The organism is Caldichromatium japonicum, from assembly GCF_011290485.1.
Taxonomy (GTDB): Bacteria; Pseudomonadota; Gammaproteobacteria; order Chromatiales; family Chromatiaceae; genus Thermochromatium; species Thermochromatium japonicum.
Genome location: NZ_CP048029.1, coordinates 1,127,210 through 1,138,309, shown reverse-complemented (window position 1 = coordinate 1,138,309; position 11,100 = coordinate 1,127,210). Strand labels below are relative to the sequence as shown.

Sequence of the window (11,100 nt, the reverse complement as noted above, 5' to 3'; positions counted from 1 at the left end):
GATAGGGACAAGGGCTAAAGGCCAGAAAAACGATGAGATCCGCTCCTGGACCCATCTGTTTTTACCTTTGCTGATTTTGTCTTATGGACCAGATATTGGTGGATTGGGATTGGCGGAGAGGGAGGGATTCGAACCCCCGGACCCTTGCGGGTCAACGGTTTTCAAGACCGCCGCTTTCGACCGCTCAGCCACCTCTCCATTCATTGCAAGCCCGTTTGGGGCACCTATGATAGCGCATCATCGGCCTGTTCCCCAAGGGCTGGCGGCCGAGTGCGCTGTGAGGCCCCCAGCAACCCGATCAAAAGGCCATTATCCTTGATTTAGGGAGCGATGGTTCCAGCGATGGAGGTGTCAGATGGAGATTCAAACGCTTTCTCTCCACCCTCAGCCAATGAAACCCAGTCCGCCGCCCGAGCCGATCCCGCCGCCGGGCGGCAACATCGAAAACCGGCAACCGCCGCCCGAACCTCAGCCACCGACACCGCCGGCGGGCGGAGCTGTCGGCGATGGCCCTCAGAGCGATACAGCGACAGGCTCGCCGGTGTCCGGCAATGCTGCGCCACCGGGATCTCCCTTGCAGCCGGGGGATGTCAATCTATACGCTTAAGACCGGTTCGGCAAGGAGGCAGTCCGCCTGCTCGTCTATCCCAGCGATCCGCACCTCGATCAGAGTACCGGGGGCGGGCAGTGTCGGTACCTGGAGAGCGACCGGCAGATAATTGGGCGTATAGCCGAGACGGATTCGTTGGTTGGACTGGGGTGAGGGATGCTCGCACAGCAAGACCATCCGCTTGCCCAGTTGGTCACGCATGACCGCAAGCCGCGAACGGCGCACAATCGACTCAAGTCTCTGTACCCTGGCCCGACGCGTCTGGACATCGACCTGGTCAGGGAAACGCGCCGCCGGCGTCCCCGAGCGCGGCGAATAGCCGAAGGCATGGATATGGCCAAAACGCAAGGCCTCGGCGAGCGCCAGGGTCTCCTGCCAATCCTCCTCCCCTTCCCCTGGAAAACCGGCGATGAGATCGGTGGTGAGATTGAGGTCAGGGATGGCCGCCCGCGCCCTTTCGACCAGTCGGACATAGTCGGCCTGCCGGTAACGCCGCCCCATCCATTTGAGCACCCGATCCGAGCCGCTTTGCAGCGGCAGATGGAGATGCGGCATGAGCCTGGGGTCGGCAAAGAGAGACCATAAACCTGGTGGCAGGGACCAGGGCTCGAGCGAACCCAGGCGAATCCGCGGGATCGCGGTCTCGGCGAGCAGGCGCTCGATGAGATGCGCCAGATCGATCCCCTGCCCCCGACCATAGCCCCCGAGATGCACGCCGGTCAGTACGATCTCCTGGATCCCTGCGCGTTCAAGCGCATGCACCTCGGCGAGGATCGCCTCGAGGGGGCGGCTGCGTTCAGGCCCGCGGATCCAGCAGGTAAGACAAAAGGTGCAGCGATGGCGGCAGCCGTCCTGTACCTTGATGAAGGCGCGCTGGCGCCCGCGGGTCAAAAGGACCTGTGCGGGATCGATGGGACGAGGCTTGGAGAAGATCCCGAGCAGAGCAATGACCTGCTCGATGAGGCGCTCTTTGTCACGATTCGGCACGACCAGGTCGCTTGCGGATAGGGCAATGCCCGGTTGTCCGGCGAGTGAGACAGCGCAGCCGCTAACCACAAGCCGAGCGCCTGGCACTTGGCGCTGGAGGCGACGCACGAGGGCGCGCGATTGGCGCTCGGCCTCTGCGGTTACGGCGCAGGTATTGATCACCACCACATCAGCCGGACCCGCGCCAACGACCTCAAGGCCGGCCCCCTGAAGACCACGCGCCCAGGACTCGACCTCGGCCTCATTGAGCCGACAGCCGAGACACTCGAAGCGGACCCGTTTGACGGTGGAAGGGGCCATAACCCTTAAGCCAGGGCCGTGAGCTCGCTCATGGGGAAGGGGCTGGGCAGTGGCCCAGGCGAGTTCTGATGGATCAACAGGCGCCAGCCATCCGGCCCACGCTGGAAGATATGGAGGGCATAGATGGGCGGCGGCGGATCGCCGGATGTGACCTGGGGGTGCTCCTCGACCAGATGGATCGCAAGATCATCCTGCTCGATCCATAAGAGGTGTCTAACCTGTAGATCAAAGCCCTGGCTGCGGGCAAACAGCGCCTGCCACAGCCTTCTGACCTGGCTGCCGATGGCAAGCGGCGCCATCGGCAGCAGACAGAAGACATCTTCCGCCTCGGCCCAGACTGCAGCCATGGCCTGGGCATCCGCTGACTCCAGGGCGTCGTAATAAGCGTCCTCGGCGTCCTGGGGAGTGGGAAAACCCATGCCTACCGGGCCCCGCGCCAGGGATTGGTGGTTCGCGGTACGCGGATCAGGATCTGACCATCCTTGACCTCGCGGGTCATGTTGGCGAGATCGGCATCCGGCGGCAGGCCCACGCGCCGGACGCTGGTGTCGCGGGTCAGACTATAGCGGTTTTGATAGCCCTCACCGCTAGGCAGGGCATCGCTTTGCTGATGGCGGATGGTCGCTTGATGGGTAATGACCAGGCCACGTCCAGCAGGACGGATCTCTACCTGATCAGGCGCGATGTTTTCTAGGTTGATCTCGATCAGATAGGCATCCTGGGTGGTGCGCCGATTGAGGGTCAGGCGCGGCCAGGCAGGGCGCTCCGGCATCGAGGTCCAATCATCACCCTCCCGCGACCAGGGCGTAGCAGGCATCGGGGGCACTATTGGGTGGTAGTCTGGATAGGCGAATGGCTCAGGAACAGGTGGGGCATAGGGCGGATAGGGTTGCCAGGCCAGGGCCAGGCTCGGGACGACGAGCGAGCAGACCAAGGCAGGGAGAATGATTCGGCGCATCATAGACTCCTCTCTGGATCGGGTGGAAAATGGGCGGCAAATCGCTCCATCAGTATAAAGCGAGTTCAACCACAATTCGCAATTCCTGCGCATCCATCATGCAACCAAACGACCTCGCCCGTCTGCTCGCCGAGACGCCATTCTCTTGGCAGAGGCCAGTCCCAGAGGGCCTTGTGCTCACCGATATTCAATGGCGTGCCGATGCCTGCAATCAAGGCTCGATCCTGTTCTTTCAGTGCTTCGAGGACGGGCTGTCCGACGATGAGATCTATCGGCGTTACCTTTCAGGTCGCCGCTTCGCTGCCCTGGTCACCAACCGTCCCCTGGCCTGTTTTGCTAGGCTAGAGGAAAGCAGGATCTATGTGACCCGACCCGACGACTGGGCCGAGGTGGTCCGCCGCTTTTGCGACCTGGTCTATCCCTTGGACCCCAGAGTACGTTTCATCGGGGTCACGGGCACGAACGGCAAGACCACCACGGTCAATTATCTCTCGGCGATCCTGCGGGCTAGGGGTCTGCGGATATTGACGATCGGGACCCTTGGGGTCTGGCGCGACGGCAAGCGTGTCGCCGAGACCGGCTTCACCTCACCGCCGCTGATCGAGCTTCGGCGCATCCTCTATGCCGAGCAAGAGCGGATCGATCTGGTGGTCATGGAGGCGAGCAGCCATGCCCTGGATCAAGGGCGCATCGCCGGTATCCGCTTTCAAGATGCCGGCTGGACCAATTTCGGCCTGGATCACCTGGACTATCACGGCGACGAGGAGCGCTATTTCGCCGCCAAGTCGCGGATCCTCGACCACATCGCCCCGGGGGGACGACTCTATTGCGCAAGGCCAGAGGTCGTCCAGCGCCTGGATGCCCTCGGTCGAAATCCAGAGATCACCAGGGTCTTGCTTAAGCCGCTCAACCTGCCGCCCGAGGCCCTGGCCGCCAAGCCCTTTTTGGCCTTGCCGCACAACCGCACCAACTATGCCCTGGCCCTGGCCCTGGCCGGACGTGAGCTCGGTTTCGATCCGCTTGCAGGCGAGATACTCGCGCAGCGCGACGACTGGCGGTCTCTCGAGCCCGTACCCGGCCGATTCGAGTGCTATGGCCGCGATGACCGTCGATTCCTGATCGACTTCGCCCATACCCCGGATGCGCTTGAATCGATTCTAACCGCGATCCGCACCGCCTTCCCCCAGCATCGCCTGGCTGTGCTCTTTGGCTGCGGCGGCGATCGCGACCGCAGCAAGCGCCCGCTCATGGGCGCCATCGCCGCGGGTTACGCCGATCTCATCGTCCTGACCTCGGATAATCCTCGTTTTGAGGACCCCGAGCAGATCATCGCCGAGATTCAGGCAGGGATCGCCGAGCATCCCGACTGCCAGAGGATCGTCGATCGCGCCGCAGCGATCGCCGCGCTCTTCGACCGCCTGGCCGCCCGCCCCTTCTCCGAACCCTGGGTGGCGTTGATCGCCGGCAAGGGGCATGAGCCCTATATCGACCAGAACGGGGTCAAACGGCCTTATAGCGATCGGGAAGAGGTCGAGCGCCATCTCAACCGGCTCGGCTGGGCGGCCTAGGCGATGTGGCGCAGGCTCTATTCGATCCCTGTGGGCCTTCTGGTCGGCGTGCTCTTGGCCTTTTTCTGGCCGGCGGGGGCGCCTGCCATCGCCTGGGTCGGACAGGTCTTCGTTTCGCTCTTGAAGCTTTTGATCCTGCCCCTGATCCTGGTCTCGATCTATGCCTCCTTGAGCAGCGCCCAGGAGCTGAAACGCATCGGCGGCGGGGCCTTGGGACTGTATCTCCTGACCTCGGCGATCGCCGCCACCTTCGGCACCTTGCTCGGGCTCGGCTATGCCTCAGAGGTCCAATCGGGGTCGATCGAGCTGGATGAGGTCTCGACCGAGCGCCCGCCCTTGAGCCCGGAGCGCCTGATCGCCTTAGTCATCCCATCCAATCTCTTTGCGGCCCTGTCCCAGGGCAACGTCCTGCAGGTCGTCCTGGTCGCCATCCTGGCCGCACTGGCCGCCAGGCGCCTGGAAGAGAGCCAGCGCAAGACTCTATCGGCGGGGGCCCAGGCGCTCGACGCCCTTCTCATGCAATTGTTATCCGGGATCTTGCAGCTTGCGCCGCTCGGCGTCGCCGCCCTAGTCTATGGGAGCCTTGCGGGTCTCGATTGGTCGGCGCTCTGGCCGCTGCGCTCGTTCGTCTGGGCGGTGCTCTCTGCCGCCTTGCTCCATGCCCTACTGGCCCTGCCCTTGCTCTATCTCCTGTTTGCCCGCCGTTCGCCCTGGCGCCTGGCCCTCGCCTGCCGCGCCCCCTTGCTCACCGCCCTGGCTACGGCCTCGAGCTCGGCGACCTATCCGGTCTCCAAACATGCGCTAGAGCGTTTCGGCGTCTCCGAGCGGATCACCAGCCTGACCCTGCCGTTGGGCGCGACCCTGAACATGGACGGTTCGGCGCTCTATCAATCGATCCTGTTGCTCTTCATGTGCCAACTGGCAGGGATCGATCTTGATCTTTGGCAAACAGTCTGGATCCTGATCCTCGCGATGGCCTCCTCCGCCGGCACCGCTGGGATCCCGGGCGGTGGGATCGCGATGATGGCCTTCATGCTGGACCTCTTGGGGCTGCCTGAAGGCTATTTGGCCCTCTATCTCCTGGTCGACCGGTTCTTCGACCCGCCGATCACGGCCATCAATGTCTGGGGGGACCTTGTGGTTGCTGCAGTTCTCAACGTCAAGGCTAGAGAAACGCCCCCCGAAAGGCACTCAAAAATGCATCGTAGTCAGACCCGGGCAAATGATTGATCCCGCCGGCTGCCGCCCGTCCGCCGCCGGTGGGAAAGCGGCGGCAGATCTCGCCCGCACCATAGGGTCGGGTAAGCGGGGCGCGCACGCTGACGATATATCCACCCTCAAGACATGTGAGGATGGCATGGGCCACATCCGGCTCGGCCTGTGCGAGCTCATTGGCCAGGGTACCGCTCGCCCGCCGCGCCCAGGGTTCATTGGGCAGGATCAGCAGGCAACAGCGATCGTCCCGATAGGCAGGACGGACCGAACGCGCCCGCGCCATGTCCTCGCGATAACCTGCCTCTAACTGTGCAAAGGCCGAATCCTCGGCGATAAAGACCAGGGGATCGGCATAGGGTCGCAGCCTGAGAGACAGCTCAGCCGGCCGGATATGGAGGTCCTCGACGCGCTCGCCATAGCCGTTGTAATTGAGATAGATCCCCAACCGGCGCAGGCGCTTGAGGTCTGCATCGGCAAGGCCCAAGGGGGCAGCGGCGCAGCGGGCGCTGGTCTCTAAGTTATCCCCGAAGGCACCGACCACCGCCCAGGCGCGCGCCTGCCCCTGAAGGTATTCATCGACGATCAGGCTGGTGCAGGTCTCAGGCCGTTGATCAAGATGGACACTGAGACGCGGATGCTGGGGGACCTCACCTGGGTCGTGGTGATCGAAATAGATCACCTCGGCGCCTGCCGCAAGCAATGCCTGAAGCGGTTCGGCGTTTTTGGCCAGCGACAGATCGAGCACCGTCACCCGCCGCGCCTCATGCGGCGGCACGCGTGCCAACAGAGCGATCTCGCGTTTTGGCCCCGTGATCAGCCTGGCCGCGCGTGGCTCGCACAGACGCAATTGTTGAAGAGCGCAGATCCCGTCGGCATCGCCGTTGAAAACGTCATAGTCGTACACTAACTTTGAACCGCACAGATAGATATTGGTTTGGCCCGATCTAGCCCTATTCCCCGGAAACCTGTGATGAAACCCCGCCTCTCCTGCCTTGTCCTCGCCCTTGTATCCCTATCCTGGACTGCGCAGGGAGAAGAGCTTAGGCCAGCGCCGAGCTGTAGTATCCCTGCGCTCGACGGCGCTGCCCAGATCGATCCTGCTGCCTATAAGGGCCAGGTGGTCTATCTCGATTTCTGGGCCTCTTGGTGTATCCCCTGCGCCAAGTCGTTTCCCTTCATGAACGAATTGCACGCCCAGCTCGGCCGACAAGGTTTGCAGATCATCGCCATCAATCTCGATGAGACACAAGCCGAGGCCCGGGGCTTTTTAGCAAAACAACCGGCGGACTTTGCAATCGGCCTGGACCCCGAAGGCCGCTGCCCCAGGCTCTATGGGGTCAAGGGGATGCCGACCTCCTATCTGATCGACAGGCGCGGCAACATCCGGCATGTCCATCGCGGTTTTAAGACCTCCGACATCGCCGAGCTGCGCGTCAAAATCGACGGCCTGTTGGCAGAGCCTTAGACATGCATCCATCCCTTGCGCAATGGCGATCATCCTTGGTAGCGGGCGCCTTGTTTCTCACCGGCTGCGCCAGTCCGGTTGCGCCTTGGGAACGCGGGGTCTTGTCGCGCCCCGAGATGGCCCTTGACCCCGATCCACTCGAATCCAGCCTTCACCAGCATGTGTTCTTCTCCAAGGAGGCCATCGGCGGCGGCTATGGTGTCGGCGGAGGCGGCTGTGGCTGCAACTGAATACCCAAAAGACCTTGCCGGGGCGCATCTAGACCCTGAGGGGCTGGCAGTCAATCAGGCCCCTTCCCCGCATCCGACCCTGGCCGCCTTGACCAGCGCGGCCTTGGCCATTCCGGGTCTTGCCTCACTTGCTGAGGCCGCCACCCCTGAACCGCGGCAATGGGACCTGCTTTATTTCCATTACCGAGAGCACGGCGAGCGGATGCAGGTCGAAGGGCTCAAGCAGCGCCTGGTCTTACCGCTTGGTGATGAATGGGATCTGAGCTTCAATGGGGTACGCGACGCCATCTCGGGCGCCTCCCCGATCTATAACCTGCCTGAGATCCATTGTCAGGACGGGCGGGTCATCACCCCACCTGTGCTCAGCGTCAGCGGCGCCTCTGGTCCGCCTCCCGTTGTTGACGGCATCACGCCCGAACGCCCGCCTCTGGGCGGCGAGTGCCGGGTCCGCTCGGCGCGTCAGGTGATGCTGGAGGATACCTTTCAAGACACCCGTACGGCAGGGGATTTCAGGTTCAATCACTACCGCGGCGATCTGGTACTGGGTCTGGGGGCTGGGGTCTCCAACGAACAGGACTATGACTCGACCTTTGCCAGCCTGGATCTGCGTCAGACCTTCAACGACGGACTCACGACGCTAGCGGCGGGTTACAGCCTCGCCTCGGATACCCTCTCACCGCTCAACAAGCCCGATTTCACCGCGGATAAGACCGTCCATCAGTTTTTGCTGGGCATGACCCAGGTGTTGAGCCGCCATGAGCTGGTTCAGCTCAATCTCAGCTTCAATGACGACCTGGGCTATCTCAGCGACCCCTATAAAAACGTCTATGTGCTCGCCACCAATCGGGCGGTCGATGAGGCACGTCCCGACCGGCGCCGGCAATGGAACCTGTTGGCGCGCTATGTCCGCTATGTCCCGCGCTTTCAAGCGGCCTTGCACCTGGATTATCGCTATTCGACCAGCGACTGGGGGATCGATGCCCATACCCTGGAGGCATCCTGGATTCAACCCCTGGGTGCAGGCTGGACCCTGACGCCGCGCATCCGTTATTACAGCCAGGGCGAGGTGGATTTTTATCACCCCTATCTCCAGACCCTGCCCGACTCCGGCCATTACAGCAGCGATTATCGTTTGGCCGGGTTCGGTGCCATCAGCGGCGGCCTGAAACTCGCCCGCGCGCTGACCGATCGAGTACAGCTTGAACTCGCCGCCGAATGGTACGACCGCCAGTCGCGCTATGCCCTGCAAAAGCATACGGATAATGCATTCAGCGACTATGGCTTTGCCCTTTATAGCCTGAGCCTCAGATGGCGGTTTTGATGGGGGAGGTTCTGGCCAGATCGACTCGCCCCTTAGGTCACGCTTAACCGCGCCCGGCGCGCTCCTTCCTGGCGGCCCTCAGCAAGACCTGCCCGCTGCCCATCCCCATGCTTTGCACCGACAAGGGCCAAGGGATCAGCGACCGCTTCGTCACCACAGGCGAGCGCACGTCGGCCGGCAAGTGCGCCTGCGCTTGGCAGCAAGCAGCGGCGCACCCCTCGCAATGTGCGCCCTACAATTTTTACGTGGATTTTGAGGCATGGAGGTCCATCGCCTCTGTTTTCGCGCCATGGGCTCGCCCTGCGAGATCCTCTTGGCGGGGGTGGGGCAGAGACAGGCCAAGGCGGCCGCTGCCTGGGCCCGCGCCGAGATCGAGCGTCTCGAGCAGTGTTACTCCCGTTATCGCTCCGAGAGCCTCTTGAGCGCGATCAACCAGGTCGCCCAAACCGGGGGTACAATCGCGGTCGATGCCGAGACTGCTGCCCTCCTTGACTATGCCGCGGTCTGCTACCGCGAAAGCGAGGGTCTTTTCGACATCACCAGCGGTATCTTGCGTCAGGCCTGGCGGTTTGATGCGGATACCCTGCCCGCGCCCGAAAAGCTGGCCGCGCTGTGTGCGCGCATCGGCTGGGATAAGGTGCGCTGGGAACGCCCGCGGCTTGGCTTCGGTCAAACTGGGATGGAACTCGACCTCGGTGGGATCGTCAAGGAATATGCCGCCGACCGCGCCGCCCTCTTGTGCCTCGAGTCCGGTATCCGGCATGGACTGATCAATCTCGGGGGGGATCTCCGTGCCATCGGGCCCTTGCCCGATGGTCAGCCCTGGCGGGTCGGTATCCGCGACCCCGAGCATCTAAGGTGTCTGCTCGGCTGGGTCCCGTTAGGGGAAGGGGCGCTGGCCACCAGCGGCGATTATCTGCGCTGTCGGGTGATCAAAGGTCGCCGTTACAGCCATCTGTTCAATCCCAGAACCGGCTGGCCGGTCTTTGGTCTGACATCGGTCAGCGCAATGGCCGCAAGCTGTCTGGTCGCCGGTAGCCTGAGCACGATCGCAATGCTCAAGGGAAAGGCAGGCGCCCAGTGGTTGGCCGAGCTGTCCGTGCCGCATCTGTGGCTCGACGATCAAGGGAGACGCGGCGGTGCTGGGGTGTTCGCTCGGCTGCTTGCACAGCAGGGCACCCAGCGTTGATCCACCTACCCCATTTTCCCAAAAGGAGCTTGGTGCGCTCATCCTCGGAGGTCGAAGCGATCAGGCGGCGGCCCTAGATGCCATCCTTACGGGGCGGGCTGCCCTCCTTCACGCCTTGCGCGTGAACGGCGCTCTCCAGGTCGGCACAATCCACGCCATCAGTATTCATGCGATTGCCCCAAGCGAGCAGTTGCTGCCAACCGATCGCCTGCTCGACAATGAGTATCAGGGTGACAAACAATAGACCGCCGCTCAGCCAGTTGAACCAGGGGGTTGCGAGAGGGAGGCAGGGGTTGATTCCTTGGTCGAGATCGAAGGGATCTTGAGCATCGAGGGGTCAAAACTCCTGAGCATTCTTGATAAGAAACACATGCTTTTGAAATTGAGTGAGCTGTCCTGATGTCGTGGGCATGGAAAGACGAGACATGAGATTGCTGTCGTTTGCGGCGCGCGAAGAGCGGCGGCGTGGCTGGAGGTATGAAGCGATAGGCGCGCAGAGGGGATTGTTGGGCGCAGGGGTGTTCGACATCAGGGCAAGGGGGGTGGGCGCAAGGTGGGTGAGAAGCGGGCGCTGTTGGCGGAGCAGGACGCCCAGATACGCAAGCTCATGTGCGACGGGACACCGGATGAGCTGAAGCTGCCGTTTGCGCTGTGGAGCCGGCAGGCGGTGCGGCAGTTGATCCTCGGCTGTTTTGGCATCGAGCTCAGGCCGCAGGGGGAAGGCAAGTACATGGCGCGCTGGGGATTGACGCCCCAGAAACCGATTCGGCGCGCCTATGAGCAAAGCCCGCAGGCGATCAAGACGCCCGAGATTCGCGTCACGCACCGTCGCGAAGGCCTGTCGGTGATCTCGACGCTGACCAACCGCGGCAAGGTGCCTTGGAAGGTGTTCGCGGGGGCGATGAACGCCGACATCCTGATCGACTTCATGAAGCGGCTGGTCAAGGACGCCAGGGGCAAGAAGATCTTCCTCATCCTCGACAACCTGCGCGTGCATCACACCAAGCCAGTCAAGGCCTGGCTGGCTGCATGCGCCAATCAAATCGAGGCCTCCTCCCTCCCCCCCTACAGCCCAGCACTGAACCCCAACGAGATGCTCAAGGCCACCATCACCGCGCAGGCGCCCTCCCGCACCAAGGACGATCTGAAGAAGGCGACCGTCAGCCACCTGCGCCGCCTTCTCAATTCCCCCCAACGCATCATGCGCTACTTCCAGCATCCCAAGCTCCATGATGCCACGTAATACAAGTTCATTGG

General features: G+C 62.7%; 12 protein-coding genes, 1 tRNA gene and 1 pseudogene. 8 read left to right on the top strand and 6 right to left on the bottom strand.

Annotation, left to right across the window (positions count from 1 at the left end):
• Positions 1-110 precede the first annotated feature (110 nt).
• Positions 111-198, bottom strand: a tRNA-Ser gene (locus tag GWK36_RS05615).
• Positions 199-355: 157 nt separating this feature from the next.
• On the opposite strand from GWK36_RS05615, the gene GWK36_RS05610 reads away from it, so the two are divergent.
• The gene (locus tag GWK36_RS05610; protein WP_166270308.1) at positions 356-607 is read left to right on the top strand and encodes a hypothetical protein; all 252 of its coding nucleotides are present in this window, start codon (positions 356-358) and stop codon (positions 605-607) included.
• Here the strand turns inward: GWK36_RS05610 and mtaB are convergent.
• The 3 genes from mtaB to GWK36_RS05595 are packed head-to-tail and all read right to left on the bottom strand — an operon-like array spanning position 596 to position 2,858.
• Positions 596-1,897, bottom strand: a complete 1,302-nt coding sequence (gene mtaB / locus GWK36_RS05605) for a tRNA (N(6)-L-threonylcarbamoyladenosine(37)-C(2))-methylthiotransferase MtaB (RefSeq protein WP_166270307.1) — start codon at positions 1,895-1,897, stop codon at positions 596-598. The genes GWK36_RS05610 and mtaB overlap by 12 nt on opposite strands.
• A 5-nt stretch (positions 1,898-1,902) precedes the next feature.
• Complete coding sequence (locus GWK36_RS05600; protein WP_166270306.1) at positions 1,903-2,316, bottom strand: YybH family protein; 414 nt, start codon at positions 2,314-2,316, stop codon at positions 1,903-1,905.
• A 2-nt stretch (positions 2,317-2,318) separates the two neighbouring features.
• Positions 2,319-2,858, bottom strand: a complete 540-nt coding sequence (locus GWK36_RS05595) for an Hsp20/alpha crystallin family protein (protein WP_166270305.1) — start codon at positions 2,856-2,858, stop codon at positions 2,319-2,321.
• Positions 2,859-2,953: 95 nt separating this feature from the next.
• Between GWK36_RS05595 and GWK36_RS05590 the strand changes: the two genes are divergently transcribed.
• Positions 2,954-4,423, top strand: coding sequence for a Mur ligase family protein (locus tag GWK36_RS05590; protein WP_166270304.1), 1,470 nt, complete (start codon positions 2,954-2,956; stop codon positions 4,421-4,423).
• Positions 4,424-4,426: 3 nt separating this feature from the next.
• Positions 4,427-5,653, top strand: a complete 1,227-nt coding sequence (locus GWK36_RS05585) for a dicarboxylate/amino acid:cation symporter (protein ID WP_166270303.1) — start codon at positions 4,427-4,429, stop codon at positions 5,651-5,653.
• On the opposite strand, the gene GWK36_RS05580 is transcribed toward GWK36_RS05585, so the two are convergent.
• Positions 5,589-6,542, bottom strand: a complete 954-nt coding sequence (locus tag GWK36_RS05580; RefSeq protein ID WP_166270302.1) for an acetyltransferase — start codon at positions 6,540-6,542, stop codon at positions 5,589-5,591. The two genes, GWK36_RS05585 and GWK36_RS05580, sit on opposite strands and share 65 nt — an antisense overlap.
• A gap of 66 nt (positions 6,543-6,608) precedes the next feature.
• On the opposite strand from GWK36_RS05580, the gene GWK36_RS05575 reads away from it, so the two are divergent.
• The 4 genes from GWK36_RS05575 to GWK36_RS05560 all read left to right on the top strand — a co-directional run bounded on the left by GWK36_RS05575 (position 6,609) and on the right by GWK36_RS05560 (position 9,843).
• Positions 6,609-7,103, top strand: coding sequence for a TlpA disulfide reductase family protein (locus GWK36_RS05575; protein WP_166270301.1), 495 nt, complete (start codon positions 6,609-6,611; stop codon positions 7,101-7,103).
• Between the two features lie 2 nt (positions 7,104-7,105).
• Complete coding sequence (locus tag GWK36_RS05570; protein ID WP_166270300.1) at positions 7,106-7,333, top strand: DUF4266 domain-containing protein; 228 nt, start codon at positions 7,106-7,108, stop codon at positions 7,331-7,333.
• Entirely contained in the window at positions 7,320-8,654 is a 1,335-nt protein-coding gene (locus GWK36_RS05565; protein ID WP_166270299.1) for a DUF3570 domain-containing protein, read from the top strand. Before GWK36_RS05570 ends, GWK36_RS05565 begins: the two co-directional genes overlap by 14 nt.
• A 259-nt stretch (positions 8,655-8,913) precedes the next feature.
• The gene (locus GWK36_RS05560; RefSeq protein ID WP_166270298.1) at positions 8,914-9,843 is read left to right on the top strand and encodes an FAD:protein FMN transferase; all 930 of its coding nucleotides are present in this window, start codon (positions 8,914-8,916) and stop codon (positions 9,841-9,843) included.
• Positions 9,844-9,916: 73 nt separating this feature from the next.
• On the opposite strand, the gene GWK36_RS05555 is transcribed toward GWK36_RS05560, so the two are convergent.
• Positions 9,917-10,084, bottom strand: a complete 168-nt coding sequence (locus tag GWK36_RS05555) for a hypothetical protein (protein ID WP_166270297.1) — start codon at positions 10,082-10,084, stop codon at positions 9,917-9,919.
• 345 nt (positions 10,085-10,429) lie between these two features.
• Here GWK36_RS05555 and GWK36_RS05550 point away from each other — a divergent pair.
• Positions 10,430-11,086 (top strand): annotated as a pseudogene (locus GWK36_RS05550) (transposase); the annotation flags it as partial.
• Positions 11,087-11,100 lie beyond the last annotated feature (14 nt).